Raw genomic sequence first — 15,002 nt, forward strand, 5'->3', positions numbered from 1 at the left:
AGAGGCTTGAGCTGTGGGAATATCCTTAAGCGTGAACCAGGGGTTGTTTTATTTCTACAATAAACCTTTTGATCGAAATAGTTTTTGTGATAGTATATTATAAAATTACAGTTTAGGAGGCTGGATGATGGAGATTGGCAGAGAAATCCTGTGGAATGCAGGGGGAGCTGCGCGATGGATAACGTATGCGCTTATGATCCTAACCTTTATCGTTCTGATCATGGGGATTAAGCAGCGCTATGCAATGTGGAAGATCGGCAAGGCTGTCCCTATCAATTTCAAGGAGAAGTTAGGCGAGAGAATAGGGTATTTTATCAAAAGCGGTATATTTCATGCCACCATTCTGAGAGCAAGGGAAGGGTATCCCGGAACCATGCACTTGTTTATTTTCTGGGGGTTCCTGATTTTATCGATCGGAACGGCGCTGGTTGCACTTCAAGATGACGTGATCAAGCTTATCTTCGGCGTCGAATTCATCAAGGGGGACTTCTACATTGTCTTCTCGTTCCTCCTTGAAGTGGCAGGACTCATGGCAATTATCGGCATCATAATGGGCATATTGAGAAGGTATGGGACACAGCCATCGAGACTGGACAATAAGCCTGATGACGCGATTACGCTTGTATGGATTCTTGCGGTTCTCGTGACCGGTTTTCTGGTAGAGGGTGCTAGGATTGCAGCTACCCAGCAACCTTATGAGGTGTGGAGTTTTGTGGGCTGGGTTGTGTCATCGCTTTTCCCTGCTCCGGAGCAGGCCATTGATGTGGCTACTCATGAGATCGTCTACCTGCCTCACACGGTGCTTTGGTACATACACATGTTGCTGTCGTTCGGTCTTATTGCGTACATTGCATACTCACGACGGCTTCTTCACATCATCACCTCCTCGCTCAACATGCTTTTCAGAGGCGTTGAGGATGCACCGAGGGGGGCGGTAGCCGCAATTGAAGATTTCGAGAATGCAGAGGAATTTGGAGTAAATGCAATAGAAGGATTTACTTGGAGACAAATCATGGACCTTGATGCCTGCACAAGGTGCGGCAGGTGTCAGGATCGGTGCCCTGCTTTTAATACGGAGAAACCTCTCTCGCCGAAGAAATTTATTCAGGACCTCAAGGAGGAATGGGAAAAAACTGCGGTGGGTATAAAGAACGAAGAGGGCATAGTGGACAATGTGATTCCGGAAGAGACTCTCTGGTCTTGTACAGCCTGTCTAGCGTGTCAGGTGAATTGTCCGGTCTCCATCCCTACCTTTGACAAAAATCTGGAGATGAGACGGTATCTTACCATGACTTTGAGTCAGGTTAGTTCCGAGATGAAGCTTCTCTATAAAAACCTTCAGCAGAGGTCTGATCCGTACGGTATGGGTAAGAGCCAGAGACTTGAGTGGGTTGAAGGACTTGATGTCAAGAAAGCTACCGAGACAGAAGTTGAGTACCTTTACTGGGTCGGCTGCGTAGCATCCCTTGACGACAGAAACCGGAAGATAGCGAAGGCTGTTTCAACGATATTGGAGAAAGCTGGTGTCTCTTTTGGTGTCTTGGGTCCGGATGAAAAATGCTGTGGTGACCCGCTGAGAAGGACTGGAAATGAGTACCAGTATATGGAAATAGCGGAAGGCAATATCGGCCTCCTGAATGAGCTTGGAATCAAAAAGATAATAACCGCTTGCCCGCACTGTTATAACACGCTAAAGAACGATTATCCTCAACTGGGTGGCAATTTTGAGGTCTTCCATCATACGGAATTTATAGCCAAGCTGGCCCGGGAGGGAAAGATTTCTATTAGCCCGACTCTTGAGGGAATCACAACCTATCACGATCCATGCTACCTAGGAAGAGTGAATCAGATTTTTGACTCACCGAGAGATGTGGTAAACAAGGTCAACAAGGGGTCCTTTGTTGAATTGGACCGGAACCGAAATGAAGGGTTCTGCTGCGGCGGAGGCGGTGGAAGAATCTGGATGGAGGAACATCATAAACGGATAAATCACAATAGAATGGACGAAGCCATTGAAATTTCGGCTAATACGGTTATCACTGCGTGTCCTTACTGCCTTATCATGATGACGGACGCGATTAAAGACAAGGAAAAGAGCGAGACCATGACGGCCCTGGATATCGCGGAAATAGTTGTGAAAGGCTTGTAAAGAGAAAATTAGAATCTAGAAGGATATAAAAAGGATGGGCCAAGGCCCATCCTTTTTATATTGTAAAAGGCATGCTTATTCTTCCAGAGTTATGGCCTCTACGGGACATTCTTCCACGCAGGCCCCACACTCAGTGCAGAGTTCGGAGTCAATTTTAGCCGTATCGTCTACGGTTATCGCATCGGCAGGACAAACCTCGGCGCATGCTCCACATCCTGTACAACTCTCCACATCAATCTTGGTAGACATATTTTTTACCTCCTTTCTTTTTAGGGAAATTCCTAAACGAATATGGCATGAAAGTCAATAGAAAAGTGCAACACTGTGAAGAGTCCGCTTCCCGGTATAGAACCCCGGCCCTTGATCGCTTGGGCGTAGGCGGGTGTGGATCTGTCTTTGTCGGGCAGTTCCAGATGTGATTCCGCCCAGACGCAAACGGCCGTTCTTATGATCAACCTTCCGGCGTCGCCGTAACTTTTGAGTGATGAGAAGGGGAATGGGCCTGCTTATTTCCTAAATCAGTGCCCATGCACAAAGTCCCTCTCTGTCGGTTGGGTGACATTTTTCCGCTGTGTCCCTATCTAGGGTATCCCCACCAAATGAAATGGGGCAACGCGCATACTAGGCACACAGTGAGGATGTTCTATGATCGGCTCCACCGTCAGCGGGCAGCGCGGGTATCTCTTTAGAATTCATCGGAGCGACATTTGCCGACGGTGATAGACGAAGTAGAGGGAAACAAAGGAAAGAGCGGCAGCGCGGAGAGATGCAATTGGACGAGAGATTAAGGAAATTCCAGCATATTTTTGATTGACATGAAGTGTGAGTTCGAATAAGATTTGACCCATGAAAGAGTTTTTCGAAGACATGTTTATTGACCTGTACGAGAATTTTACGGAGATATTTCAGAGCATTATCGTCATGATTATCGTCATGATACTTGGGTTTATCATAAGTTGGTTTATAAAGCGGGTTCTCGTGAAACTCCTGATGCTCTTTAGGCTTGACAAATGGGCTCGCGAAGCGGGAATTACAACTTTTCTGGAGAAGGGCGGGGTGACAATCCCCCCATCGGTCATTATAGGAAAAATTGCCTATTGGATATTTATCGTAGCGTTTTTTTCATTCGGTCTCAATTTCATAGGCATTTCGCAGTTCGCCGAGTATACCTCAAAGATCTCAAGCACTCTCCCGAACATTGCGGTTTCGCTTGTGATTATTATTTTCGGATTCATATTCAGTAATTTTATAAACAAGGTCATATTCATGACTTGCGAGAACGCAAATATAAAATATGGCGATTTTATCGCAAAAGGGGTCCGTGTATTTCTCGTCATCATTACATTTGGAATTGTCTTTGAGTATATGGGGGTGGGAAATACGATCATCACGATAAGCTTTCTTATAATCTTCGGGGGTATAGTCATGACTTTGTCTCTTGCCCTTGGCATCGGTTTGAGCCATATGGTGGGTGATATGATTAAAGAGAAGGTCAAAGAGAGGAGCGAGAAGAAAAAATAAGGCTCCAGCGGTACCTTCCCCCGTTGATTATATCAGATGTATTTGCCAAACCATTTGAGGGCCATGCTGATTGCTTGTTCTCTGTGCGCCTGGTCTGAAAGAATGTGGTCTGCTCCTTTTATGATCTCCGACAGCTTGGGTTGCTGTAGATGTTCGTATATGGCTATGCCTTCGTGGCAGGGAACTATGTCGTCGGCATCTCCGTGGATTACCAAGGCATGTGAGACCTTGGTAGCCTCAGAGAGAATGTCATATCGTGCAAAATCCGTGTAAAGCGAATCTTTGAACTTGATACCTTCAGCATCTTCGCTTTCGTCTTGTTTCAATAGATGGGGTGTTGCCCACGGGGATACACACTTTATTCCTGCGTCTCGTGCCGCCTTGATAATGCTGGTGACTCCACCGAAGCTGCTCCCCAGAAGGCCGATTCTTTTCGGATCAATCTCCTTCCGGTTGCGGACATATTCAACAATCCTGTCGAGGTTGTCAAGCCTGATGGTAAGCGTTGTCTCTTGGATGTTTCCGCTGCTCTCTCCGCATCCATGGTAGTCGAACCTGCACGACGCTATGCCCATATCGGCGAAGCGCTGCGAAAGGACGACGTATTTAGAGCTCGTTTTTGAGCTGATCAATCCGTGGGAGAGTACGACGCAAGGATGTGGTCCACTCCCGGAACCAGGGGTTACCATGATGGCGCTTATCCGGCCTTGCACCGAATCGATAATAAATGGATGCATCATAACATCTCTCCTTTCAGTTCATCTAGTTTTTCCTCAAGGGGGATGAGATTCAGCACATCTTCCTTGTTATATTCGAGAAGAAGACTGAGGTCGGAGGGTTTTTTTCGTCGTATGTAGCGCTCCCAGAGTAACACGGCCTTATATCCGTTTATTCCTTCCGTTTTTCGCTTGATCCCAAACATTTTTTCTAATTCCTTGAGACCTCCTTTGATGCCCAGCCGTTTTTTCACTTTAAAAAGATCGCGGGAACTGCACATCTCTTTCAGGTCTATGTTCAGGTACTTCTTTATAGTTGGGAGGTCGAAACTATCCCCGTTGAAGGTCACTATGGTGCTGGCCATCTGCAGTTCTTTTTCGATATCGCCGGTATTAATATTCTCTCCGTGCCATTGCACGAATCCACTTGGTTCTGTATGGATACCTATGACGCATATGTTGCCGTTTCTGTCTGTTTCGATATCGAGATACGCTTTCACTTTAAAACACCTTTTTGACCTTTCTTTGCAGCGTTAGTTTATTTATGTCCTAAGCGTGACTATGCCAATAACACCGAAGGAAAAAAACATAAGATTGGAAAACCATGCAGCGAACAGCGGAGGAAAAATTTCCGAATACCCTAGAGATAGAGAAACGGAGTGAAGGAACCAATAAAAAATACCAATGGACATGCCCGCAAATATTCCCTTCGAGATATGTTTTGTCTTTGTATATCTCAGGCCGACCGAAAAGGCCGCAAGGACCATAATAAGATTGATAAAGGGAAAGGAGAGTTTGTTGTAAAGGTCTACAAGATATCTTTTCACGTCATGTCCATCAAGCCTGAGCCTTTTTATATACCTTGATAGCTCGCTGTAACCCATTTCCTCGGGATTTTTTTCCACGACTTTAAATACGGATGGTGGTTCCTGAATCAGATTGTTCAACTGCCGGTAGGTTTTCTTGGAAATGATGCTGTTTTCATCAAAAATTCTCTCGGATACATCGGAAAAGACCCAAGAGCCGTCTTTCCATATTCCCTCTTTCGCGTCGAATCTTTTCTTTATGGTGTAGTCCGGTGACAGTTCGATAACTGTAAGCCCCCGGATCATATCCTTCTTATTGTCGAAAAAACCTATGTTATTGATCATATTATTTCTTTTAAACCATATTTTATTATTCTTGAAAACGACATAGGATTCATCTTTCTTTATTTTGATCCTGTAAAGGTATTCGGAGGCGTTTGAGGACACAGGAATAACCCATTCTGAGAGGATAAAAGAAAAAACCGTCATTACAATGGAAAATGCTGCGAGAGGCTTCATTAGGGAAATTGTACTTATGCCCGATGTTCGGACGACTATCATTTCGTTGCTCCTGATCATGACCATGAGCAGTATGAGCATTGATATGAGAAATGCCAAGGGGAGTATAAGGTTGAAATAGAACGGCATTCTTAGAGCTAGATAGCCTATGCTGAGCAGGAAATTATTGAGAGAGTTGGTAAAGATGTCCATGTGTTCAAAGAACTCGATATTCATGAACATAATCATCCCGCCGAATTCCGTGATGGAGAGTATCTTTATTACATTCCAGACAAGATACTTATTTAGTCTTTTCAAAACAATGAATCCATAGTTGCCTCAGTCTCAGTGCAGCGCCAGTATGGCTTTCACGGTTAATGTCCCTCATGAGGTAAAGTCCTATAAGCATAATAGCGATGTTCGGTATGAAAGTTGTTATAAGGACAGGCATTTGGATGGACTTCCCCACATTCTCCGCAACGGCCATCAGGAGATAATAGAAGAGAAACAGGAGAAGACTGTAAAGGATGCCCGAGAATTTTCCTTCCACTCTCCGCTTGATACCCAGAGGGACTGTAAGAAACACAAAAGCGAGAGATGACACCGGTATGGAGACTTTTTTGTAAATCTCGAGAAGGAGGTCGTACTTGAGGCTTTCGGTTTTTGCCACTGCTATGTGCGCCCGCAATTCGTCATTGGTCATTTCAAAATGTCTCTTCCTTACAAAGGTATTTGAGGGTAGTACATTCGCGAGGTTCATTATGAAGGTATAATTCTTGAACGATACGTTCTTATAAGTATCTTCTTTTTTTTCCCATCGGTGCAAATTTCCGTTCTCCAGAAGGAACGTAAGATTGAGGGTTACGGGATCAAGGCTGATTATTCCCCTACTCGCGGAGATAGTCTGTTTGACGTCTTGGTCCCGGTCGTCTGCCACGAGAATGCCGGTGAGATGTTTGTCTTTGGTGTTCACTTTGTCTATGTACACGACGATATCTGGAAGCGTATCGTTGAACGCACCTTCCTTGTCGTCAAGGCTTATTCCCTTCTTGACTATATTGAGAAGTGTATCACGAAACAGATTGCCGGCCCTGGGGAGCAATGTTCCGGCGTTAAGAAAGCCGAAGACGGTGATGGCTACACCGACGGAAATGAGAGGTGTAAAAAGGTGCATGAGGTTCACCCCGCTTGTCTTTAGCGCGAGTATCTCGTTTTCCGTCGAGAGTCTTCCTAGGATGACAATTGTGGAAAGCAAAAAGGCCATCGGGAGCGTAAAAGTGAGATAGGGAGGCGATGAATAGACGATAAGCAGAACAATATCTTTGACCTCAACTCCCCGGTTGATAACCAGATCCGCCAGCTTTCCGATCCTGCTCAGAACGAGAATAAAGGTGAGTATTCCCAATGAGAGCAAAAAGACGTAGATCAGTTCTTTTAGAAGGTAGATGTAGAATCTTCTATGTAACGTCCTGATAAATTTCACGCGCAAGTTTACCATTCCTCCGCTGGCCCTGTCAATTTAACTCATTGACATGCAAAGTCATATTGAATAAAGTAATATATTGTGATTCGGATCGGCATTCTCTCGGATACTCATATTACTTCCATAAACGATGATTTCAAAAGAATACTGAAGAACATATTCCGTGACGTAGACATGATATTTCATGCGGGAGATATGACCTCAATGGTTGTGTATGATTATCTGTCAACATGGGATCTCAAGGCGGTGAGAGGGAATATGGACGATTTTACGCTCAGAACTATCTTGCCCGACAAGCGGATCGAAGAGATTGAAGGAATTAAAATTGGGATTATACATGGGAGGGGTGGGCCTGATGGAATCGAAGAGCTGGTTTTGTCCGAATTTCAAGATGTAGACGCAGTGGTGTTCGGTCATTCTCATGTTCCACTGAACATTGTAAAAAAAGGTATCCACCTTTTCAATCCAGGATCATTGAAAGGCAGATATTCGTACCCTGGAAGCGCGGGTATTCTGGAGTTAGATGGCGAGGTACGTTTTAAGCATCTTAGCGTTCATAACCCAACCTACCCACAAACCTGATCTGACCCCGATACGCACAATGTGACAGAGACAGAGAAGGAATAAAGAATCCCTAGCGTGAGCTAGGGATTCTTTATTTGGGTGCTGAGATAAATACCCGGTGAAGGTTGAGTTTGCGGACAATAACACCACACCTTTCTTACACATAACGCCAACCGCCGGAACAAGATCCGTAACCAATCGGCCATAAAAACCGGGAGGACTTTCAGTTACACGTGTGAGGTAACGGATCAGAGAGGCTGATTTGAACCTTGAATATAAGGCCTCATCTACGAGTTGGGTGATTTTGAAGATAAATTTTAGCGACTTGAAAATCAAAGCCGACGATGGGAATTGAACCCGCGACCTGCTCATTACGAGTGAGCTGCTCTGCCTCTGAGCTACGTCGGCGTATAAACCGTTGTCAGTGCTTGAATTCTTAAGCAGTACGGACCTGACAGTGTGCGCATTTACCACCACATGCCACATACGATAATTTTCTATCATTTTCGAACAGCGGTTGTCAACGTAATGAATGGAGAAAAATAGATGAGTATGATCATCCAATCGACCGATCAATGGCAAAAGATGGAGGACTTGAGATGAATGAAAAAACAAATAAGGGCTATCAGGTACAAGGGCAGACGCAAGCATTTATCCTCCTTGTGATTTTCTGACCGCCATTGGACGCAGAAACTGGTCACACGAGTGTACGAATATTCAACTTACGATAAAAACTCTTGCGTAAGGGGTAGACACCGTATAAAGTTATGTAGCGTAGCGTGAACTTCCTTTTGTCGAAGAGGTGTAATAATGCAGATTGAACAAACCTTCATGAATTTTCTGCTCCACCATCAGGAGCGGCATAACCGGACGTATCACTTTCTTGTTCTGATGGATGCCCTGATCAGCGCCGCGAAACACATAGAACATTACTATCTTACAGGAGCCCTGAAGGGGCGTCTCGGCCTTGCCAATACAGTCAATGTACAGGGAGAAAAAGTAATGCGGATGGACGAGATTGCCCATGAGATTGTCATCCATTATCTCAGGACTACCGAGAGGGTTATTCATGCCGTGAGCGAGGAAGCCGAAGGGATAATAGTTCTCAATGAAAATGGCGGTCGGTATTTTGTTTACTTCGACCCGCTGGATGGTTCCTCGAATGTGTCGCATGGTCTCCCCGTGGGGTTTATGTTTGCCATATCGAAAAGGAACCTTGAGGGCGCCGAGGACTGTCACCTGAGAGCGGGTACGGAATATATAGCCGCCGGGATGTTTGTTATCCCTACCGGTATGCTCACCATTGCATTCCGAGATGCCGGGACTTGGAGGTTTCATATGGATGAGACCATGAACTATGTTAAACCTGTCAGGATGATGCTTCCCGAGGAAGACAAAAGCTGGGAACTTTCATTCAATTCGGCAAATCGTGCAACCTATTCGCACAAGGTACGGGAATGGATTTCCAAAAACGAAAACAAGTATTCGTTTAGGTACTTGGGGGCCCTTGCGGGAGACTTTCATCGAATACTCTCCAACGGGGGAATGTTTATGTATCCGGCCATCGTGAACCATCCAAACCCTGCCAAGAACAGGCCTGAAGGAAAACTTCGCCTTCTGTACGAGGCTTCTGTTGTTTCGTTTATGTGCAGGGAAGCAGGGGGTTCTGCAATAGATGAAACCGGCACGCCGATTCTTGGCATTGAGCCGAAGACACATCACCAGCGCACCGCCCTGTACGTGGGGACTAAGCGTCTCATTGACGACATAGGACAAGCTCTGAAGCAGTAATAATACCCGGCTGTGTTACGGGGACAGAGAGTTTTTCTTGATAAAAGTAGACGTATCATTAATAAAGTTCCCCAATGGATCACGTCGGTCCGGTAATACAAAGGAGAGTCCCATGAAGAGAATCTGTGCGATCCTTACCCTTGTCGTTGTCTTGACGGTTGCCACCTCGGCCTTTGCAGGCCCGGCCTTAGATAAAATTATGAAAAAAGGTGAGCTTGTAGTTGGTACCTCCGGTGATTATCCTCCTTTCAGCGCGAAATCCAAAGACGGTAAGCTGATGGGATTTGATGTTGATCTCGCTGGAATGATAGCAGATGCCATGAATTTGAAGGTGAAGGTGATCCAGATTCCTTTTGTCGATCTTCTCACGAGTCTCGAAACGGGAAAGATCGACATGGTTGTTTCAGCTATGACCATAACCACGAAGCGAAACCTGAAATTCGCTTTTGTGGGTCCTTATTTTGTCTCAGGGCAGGCGCTTCTCACCACGGAGGAGACGGCCATTAGGGTCGGCAACATCAAAGAGATTAATAAAGCTGATTTTGTTCTCGCAGTTCCGGCGGGTACTACGAGCGAACTTATCGCCAAGAAATATCTTAAGAGCACTCAACTTATAGTTACAAACGATATGGACAGCGCTGCTAAGCTCTTGCTGGATGGGAAGGTGAATGCTGTGTTGACCGACAACGCAACAGCGACTGTGGTAAGTTTTAGGTTTAACTCCAAGGGGATAATTTCGACCGGGCCCATTACCTTTGAGCTCATAGGCATTGCGATACCAGGGGATGATTCACTTTTCATAAACTTTCTCGAAAATCTGATCGGTACCCTGAAAGCCGGAGGTGAGCTTGACGAACTTACGGAAAAGTGGTTCAAGAACTCTTCGTGGGTAAGAGATCTGCCCTAAACGCCTAAATTACCCCCGGTCGCCTGTTAGGATGAGACCCTTCCTGGTTCCAGTGATTTGGATTTTTTGGGGCTAGGATGACGGTTTGCTATCATCAAAGAGTCGGGGGGAGATTTTTATCGCGAGAAAAAGTAGTGCTTTCATGAGATACCTAATGAGAGTTGCCCGGCGTAAGTTTGGAGGACGAGACGCTCTTAAAAGGTCGCTGAAAGCGGGATGGGTATAGAGTAGAAGCCGGCCTCAAGCTTTGGCGGTTACGTAATGAACTGTGAGATCTCCTTATAAGTCTTAATTATATGATATGCGTTGTTTCGGCTGTCATAGCACTTCATGTTAAAAATTCACAAAAAAGCGCGGTAGGCGGTTGTATAAGGAGCTCAAACGGCATGGCTTTTCGGAGCCGGACTGTTGTAACACGATTCCCCATGAGGAAGATGACCACGAGATCTCCTGCTACATATAATAAGTAAAATTAATGAGTTTCACCACCGTACTACCGTCTTCATAGACATCAAGGATGCTAATTCCACCGTAATCCTGCGCTAGCCTGAACAGATGGGAAAACTTCAGGCCAAGTTTTGAGCACAGGACCAGCCTCAGTACACCTCCGTGCGCCACGACAGCTATGGTCTGACTGCGGTGTTCGGCCAGTATCCCATCAATCGCAAGGTTTATTCTCTTTTCCGCATCTCTTAGGGTCTCGCCTCCAGGGGGAGAGTGGGTTTCAGGATCGGCAAGCCATAATCGAAAATGGTCAGTATATGCCTTGGCGATTTCCTCGAAACTCAGACCCTCCCATGCCCCGAAGCTGATCTCATTGAGGCCCGTCAAGGCCCTTAGGCTAATACTGTGAGGTCTAGAGATGATGGACCCGCTTTCGGTGCAGCGGGAAAGAGCTGAACTGTATATGTGGTCAAGGTGAAAGCGTGAAAGGAAAGCGCTCGCCATCTTCATACGTGATCGCCCCTTTTCGGACAAGGGAATATCCAGAGCGCCTTTATATATCTTCTTTGTTTCTTCATCCGCCGTGTCGCCATGACGAATGAGGAAAAGCCTGGTCACACCGCTCATGAGTTTTACCTCCACTTTGTCGGTCTTAGAGCCATAGAAAACCTATGGCAGGGAGGAGTACCTCCGCTAATTCACTAACAGCGCCTATTGTATCCCCCGTTAAACCTCCGAACTTCTTTTTGCAAAAGGCTACCCAAAGAAGACCTAATATATAAAGGGATACCGAGAAGAGAAAGAAAAGCATGGTTATATTGCGCCACGTCACCTCCGGGAGGGAACAAGATGTGATAAAGTAGATAACCGCCAGTAATAATGTCGATTCAACAAGAACAGCGGAATTGACGTGACGGATGAATATATTGCCCAGCCCGGTATCTCTGACAGACCTGCCGTGGTATATTATGGGTACCATAATCCATTTCGAAAAGACAGGCATGAGGAATAATACATATAACACATCCCAGGTCAGTCCTTTCTGAAGTAATCCGCTCACAAAGAGGTACTTGAGCAAAAGCACCGATATTATCGCCACGACCCCGATCGCCCCAATCGTGCTGTCTTTCATCACCGAAAGCCTTTGTTCTGTATCTCGCATGGGGTCTCCGGTTGTTTTCACGGATACTGCATCCGCCGTATCGGCAAGACCGTCAATATGGAATCCCCAGTTTGTGATAAGAAGAATGATGATGACGAGTCCGCTTGCTATGTCCGCTGAGAACATCAGGCTGAAGAAAAAGGCCGCACATACTGCGGATAATCCTTGAAGAACGCCTACGGCAGGAAAAAAGACCGCCGACTGGCCTATCTCCTTTTCGGAGAGATTGCCTTTGATCTTGACCGGGATTCGGGTGAGGAACTGAAGAGCGACAAGGAACTCTTTCACCTGCCGTCCTTATCTTTCCGGTCCATCTCCACCGGAGAGACCTGTGTCCGGGGAGATTTTCAAGCCTGTTTCACCCTTTATTGTGACAGGGATACCCGCGGTCATCAGGATGACTCTGTCAGCCACGGAGGCAATCATTTTATTTAGGAGTCCAAGCTGGTCCCTGTAGACTCTTCCAAGAGGATATTCAGGCACAACGCCCATCCCAACTTCGTTGGAGACAAGGTATACGTCTGCGTCAGAACATCTGAGAAGTGCTTTCACTAGCGACTCAAACTCCTCTTTTAGGCTTAGCTCCTTGTGAAGAAGGTTAGAAACCCACAGGGTAATACAGTCGATCAGTATAACAGGATATTTGTTGCCTATACCCTTGAGCACGCTCTTAATATCAATCGGCTCCTCGAATGTATCCCACTCTGGCCCCCGTTCCGCTTTGTGACGGGCTATCCGTCTTTCCATTTCCCGGTCAAGGGCTTCTGCTGTGGCGATAAAAGCTTTCCTTCCCTTGAGTAAGTTTGCTTCGCCGAGCGCATAGGTACTCTTTCCGCTTCTTGCGCCGCCAAGAATGAAAGTGATCTTCCCCATCTGATCCTCCGAGTTATATCGCATATACTCGTTCCATTTCAACTGTTTTGCCGCCAATGACCTACTACAGCGAGAAAAACGAAAAGCCGACGCAGTTGCGGCACAGTTGAGATTTTTCCATGCACTTTCATTGAAAACTGACTCATGATAATTTGTGTAACATGGTAGCGGTAAGAATGCAATGTAAGGCGGTTCGGTTGTGCTCAATTTAATTTCCCATACCACGAGGGACCATGTTGCGACAGAAACTGGTGGGTCTGAAAGAGGGGATAGCAGGTGCAGGAGAATGGCCGAATAGAAAGAGCTGCATGACAGTAAGACGGAAAAGGGATAGTGATCTCTGTGTAGCAAAATGATATTTGCAATACGGGTTGAGGCGAGTTACTTTCTAGGCACTGTTAACCCTAATTGAGCCAAACAACTGCAAAGCAAAAATACACAAAGCCCAAATAGATAACATCCAGTTTGTCATAGCGTGTATATATCCTGCGAAACTCCTTTATACGTCGAAACTAATCGCTCGACAACATTTCTGCGTTATCATATTGCCATGGCTTTTTGCGGTTTCTCTTTGACGGAACAACGGGCAGGTAACCCAAGGATTTAGCCTGATACCGCATTTCGCCACCTTCATACGCCCGATCCATCAAGGATTAGCTATTTTCCCTTTGGTCAACAAGAGCTTGCGCCTTGAGAGCATCACTGCCGTGACGATCTTATCATCTGCGGATACCACATGAAGCTTGGTGTTCCAACCCCCTCGAGTCTTTCCAATTGCTTTTTAATGCGCCACAGCCGTTCTACATTGATAAGGGCAATTTGCTCTTTTTGGAGTGCTAAAAATAAGCGTTCTGCGGTTAACACGTTTATATACCGTATACCACTTCCCGTAGGATTCCGGCAATGCCCTCCACTTGCAGCCATTTTCCGCGATATACAGTATGGCATTGATTAATCTTTGATTTTCAATGCTCACATTGCCCCGCTGTGTTGGCAAATACTGTTCTATACACTTGTATTGCTTTTCAGTTATAATCATTCTTTGATTCTATCGCTATAATTATTTAGTGGTAGCAGTTCCTACAACAAAAAAGCATGTCCCGGCGTCGGATGTGCCACGTCAGCAGGAAAGGTGAGCCTTCTGGATCCGGAATCCGGTAAGGAAAACTCCTTGACCTATGGTGAAAGACGAGATACTTAGAGGCGAAAAGGAAGCACCGTCGGGGTAATAACTGGCGAATGCAAAAGGATTGACTTGCAATGGAAAAGATGCGCAAATATGTGCCATGAATAGTCTGCATGCGGTCATTTTCGGTATAGTAGAAGGTATTACCGAGTTTTTGCCTATATCATCCACAGGTCATCTCATGCTTACGGCACACGCGATGGGACTCGCCCAGACACCATTCCTCAAATCGTTCGAAATCGTGATACAGTTCGGGGCCATTCTGTCGGTGGTGGTACTATATCGGCGGCCTCTTCTCGTCGACTTTGAGGTAATGAAAAGAGTGGCCGTGGCTTTCATCCCCACAGGAGTTCTTGGCCTCACAGTCTATAAGCTTATCAAGAAGTATCTCCTTTCGAGCAACACCGTGGTCCTCTGGGCTTTATTGCTTGGAGGGGTTTTTCTCATCGTTTTTGAGCTTCTGCACAAGGAAGATGAGGATGGGATAGAAGACCTCTCCAGGATCCCATATGGTACTTCCATTCTTATCGGACTTTTTCAGTCGATTGCCATGATACCGGGGGTTTCGAGGTCAGCTGCCACAATTGTGGGGGGGCTGGTACTCGGCCTCAAGAGAAGAACGATAGTGGAATTCTCCTTTCTCCTTGCCGTACCTACCATGCTGGCCGCCACCGGTCTCGATCTTGTCAAGAATGTGGGACAATTCGATGTCGGACAGATCCATTTTCTCTCGATCGGGTTTGTGATCTCTTTTTTTGCTGCTCTGGCGGGAGTGAAGTATCTGCTGAGCTTCATAAAAAATCATACCTTTATCCCGTTCGGTGTTTACAGGATTGCGCTTGTAGCTGTATTCTGGTACATCATGTACAGGTGACGGGAGATTTCAGGTTCGAATCAATCTA

At 46.0% G+C, this 15,002-nt stretch carries 15 protein-coding genes and 1 tRNA gene; 6 read left to right on the plus strand and 10 right to left on the minus strand.

Annotated features, from left to right (window positions below; all coding sequences use genetic code 11):
- Positions 1-124: 124 nt before the first annotated feature.
- Complete coding sequence (locus tag LBQ00_04910; GenBank protein MDR2018197.1) at positions 125-2,149, plus strand: 4Fe-4S dicluster domain-containing protein; 2,025 nt, start codon at positions 125-127, stop codon at positions 2,147-2,149.
- Between the two features lie 75 nt (positions 2,150-2,224).
- Here LBQ00_04910 and LBQ00_04915 read toward each other — a convergent pair whose 3' ends face one another.
- Positions 2,225-2,398, minus strand: coding sequence for a 4Fe-4S binding protein (locus LBQ00_04915; protein ID MDR2018198.1), 174 nt, complete (start codon positions 2,396-2,398; stop codon positions 2,225-2,227).
- A 597-nt stretch (positions 2,399-2,995) separates the two neighbouring features.
- Here LBQ00_04915 and LBQ00_04920 point away from each other — a divergent pair.
- On the plus strand, positions 2,996-3,670 hold the full coding sequence (locus LBQ00_04920) for a hypothetical protein (protein MDR2018199.1): 675 nt from the start codon (positions 2,996-2,998) through the stop codon (positions 3,668-3,670).
- A gap of 32 nt (positions 3,671-3,702) precedes the next feature.
- On the opposite strand, the gene LBQ00_04925 is transcribed toward LBQ00_04920, so the two are convergent.
- Genes LBQ00_04925 through LBQ00_04940 form a run of 4 tightly spaced genes read right to left on the minus strand, consistent with a single transcriptional unit; the run spans position 3,703 to position 7,188 of the window.
- Positions 3,703-4,410 (minus strand): alpha/beta hydrolase, encoded by a 708-nt coding sequence (locus LBQ00_04925; GenBank protein ID MDR2018200.1) that lies wholly within the window; start codon positions 4,408-4,410, stop codon positions 3,703-3,705.
- On the minus strand, positions 4,407-4,886 hold the full coding sequence (locus LBQ00_04930) for a ribonuclease H-like domain-containing protein (GenBank protein ID MDR2018201.1): 480 nt from the start codon (positions 4,884-4,886) through the stop codon (positions 4,407-4,409). The genes LBQ00_04925 and LBQ00_04930 overlap by 4 nt, the downstream gene beginning before the upstream one ends.
- A 42-nt stretch (positions 4,887-4,928) precedes the next feature.
- Positions 4,929-6,008: an LPS export ABC transporter permease LptG gene (lptG, locus tag LBQ00_04935; GenBank protein MDR2018202.1), complete on the minus strand. Its 1,080-nt coding sequence runs from the start codon at positions 6,006-6,008 to the stop codon at positions 4,929-4,931.
- Entirely contained in the window at positions 5,992-7,188 is a 1,197-nt protein-coding gene (locus LBQ00_04940; protein ID MDR2018203.1) for an LptF/LptG family permease, read from the minus strand. The genes lptG and LBQ00_04940 overlap by 17 nt, the downstream gene beginning before the upstream one ends.
- A gap of 66 nt (positions 7,189-7,254) precedes the next feature.
- On the opposite strand from LBQ00_04940, the gene LBQ00_04945 reads away from it, so the two are divergent.
- On the plus strand, positions 7,255-7,755 hold the full coding sequence (locus LBQ00_04945; protein MDR2018204.1) for a YfcE family phosphodiesterase: 501 nt from the start codon (positions 7,255-7,257) through the stop codon (positions 7,753-7,755).
- A 318-nt stretch (positions 7,756-8,073) separates the two neighbouring features.
- On the opposite strand, the gene LBQ00_04950 is transcribed toward LBQ00_04945, so the two are convergent.
- Positions 8,074-8,145: transfer RNA gene (locus LBQ00_04950), tRNA-Thr, on the minus strand.
- Between the two features lie 402 nt (positions 8,146-8,547).
- On the opposite strand from LBQ00_04950, the gene LBQ00_04955 reads away from it, so the two are divergent.
- Positions 8,548-9,528, plus strand: a complete 981-nt coding sequence (locus LBQ00_04955; protein ID MDR2018205.1) for a hypothetical protein — start codon at positions 8,548-8,550, stop codon at positions 9,526-9,528.
- Between the two features lie 112 nt (positions 9,529-9,640).
- Positions 9,641-10,435, plus strand: coding sequence for a transporter substrate-binding domain-containing protein (locus tag LBQ00_04960; protein MDR2018206.1), 795 nt, complete (start codon positions 9,641-9,643; stop codon positions 10,433-10,435).
- A gap of 453 nt (positions 10,436-10,888) precedes the next feature.
- Here LBQ00_04960 and LBQ00_04965 read toward each other — a convergent pair whose 3' ends face one another.
- The 4 genes from LBQ00_04965 to LBQ00_04980 all read right to left on the minus strand — a co-directional run bounded on the left by LBQ00_04965 (position 10,889) and on the right by LBQ00_04980 (position 13,953).
- Entirely contained in the window at positions 10,889-11,506 is a 618-nt protein-coding gene (locus LBQ00_04965; protein MDR2018207.1) for a histidine phosphatase family protein, read from the minus strand.
- Positions 11,507-11,531: 25 nt separating this feature from the next.
- Positions 11,532-12,329, minus strand: a complete 798-nt coding sequence (gene cobS, locus LBQ00_04970) for an adenosylcobinamide-GDP ribazoletransferase (protein MDR2018208.1) — start codon at positions 12,327-12,329, stop codon at positions 11,532-11,534.
- Positions 12,330-12,338: 9 nt separating this feature from the next.
- Positions 12,339-12,914 (minus strand): bifunctional adenosylcobinamide kinase/adenosylcobinamide-phosphate guanylyltransferase, encoded by a 576-nt coding sequence (gene cobU / locus LBQ00_04975; protein MDR2018209.1) that lies wholly within the window; start codon positions 12,912-12,914, stop codon positions 12,339-12,341.
- Positions 12,915-13,695: 781 nt separating this feature from the next.
- Positions 13,696-13,953, minus strand: a complete 258-nt coding sequence (locus LBQ00_04980) for a transposase (GenBank protein MDR2018210.1) — start codon at positions 13,951-13,953, stop codon at positions 13,696-13,698.
- Positions 13,954-14,200: 247 nt separating this feature from the next.
- Between LBQ00_04980 and LBQ00_04985 the strand changes: the two genes are divergently transcribed.
- Entirely contained in the window at positions 14,201-14,974 is a 774-nt protein-coding gene (locus LBQ00_04985) for an undecaprenyl-diphosphate phosphatase (protein MDR2018211.1), read from the plus strand.
- The last annotated feature ends 28 nt before the right edge of the window (positions 14,975-15,002 follow it).

The organism is Syntrophobacterales bacterium, from assembly GCA_031274925.1.
GTDB lineage: Bacteria > Desulfobacterota > Syntrophorhabdia > Syntrophorhabdales > Syntrophorhabdaceae > PNOM01.

Coding starts and splice junctions, on each gene's coding strand:
- LBQ00_04910 (MDR2018197.1), top strand. CDS start 125: ATGATGGAGATTGGCAGAGAAATCCTGTGGAATGCAGGGGGAGCTGCG.
- LBQ00_04915 (MDR2018198.1), bottom strand. CDS start 2,398: ATGTCTACCAAGATTGATGTGGAGAGTTGTACAGGATGTGGAGCATGC.
- LBQ00_04920 (MDR2018199.1), top strand. CDS start 2,996: ATGAAAGAGTTTTTCGAAGACATGTTTATTGACCTGTACGAGAATTTT.
- LBQ00_04925 (MDR2018200.1), bottom strand. CDS start 4,410: ATGATGCATCCATTTATTATCGATTCGGTGCAAGGCCGGATAAGCGCC.
- LBQ00_04940 (MDR2018203.1), bottom strand. CDS start 7,188: ATGGTAAACTTGCGCGTGAAATTTATCAGGACGTTACATAGAAGATTC.
- LBQ00_04955 (MDR2018205.1), top strand. CDS start 8,548: ATGCAGATTGAACAAACCTTCATGAATTTTCTGCTCCACCATCAGGAG.
- LBQ00_04960 (MDR2018206.1), top strand. CDS start 9,641: ATGAAGAGAATCTGTGCGATCCTTACCCTTGTCGTTGTCTTGACGGTT.
- LBQ00_04965 (MDR2018207.1), bottom strand. CDS start 11,506: ATGAGCGGTGTGACCAGGCTTTTCCTCATTCGTCATGGCGACACGGCG.
- cobU (MDR2018209.1), bottom strand. CDS start 12,914: ATGGGGAAGATCACTTTCATTCTTGGCGGCGCAAGAAGCGGAAAGAGT.
- LBQ00_04980 (MDR2018210.1), bottom strand. CDS start 13,953: ATGATTATAACTGAAAAGCAATACAAGTGTATAGAACAGTATTTGCCA.
- LBQ00_04985 (MDR2018211.1), top strand. CDS start 14,201: ATGAATAGTCTGCATGCGGTCATTTTCGGTATAGTAGAAGGTATTACC.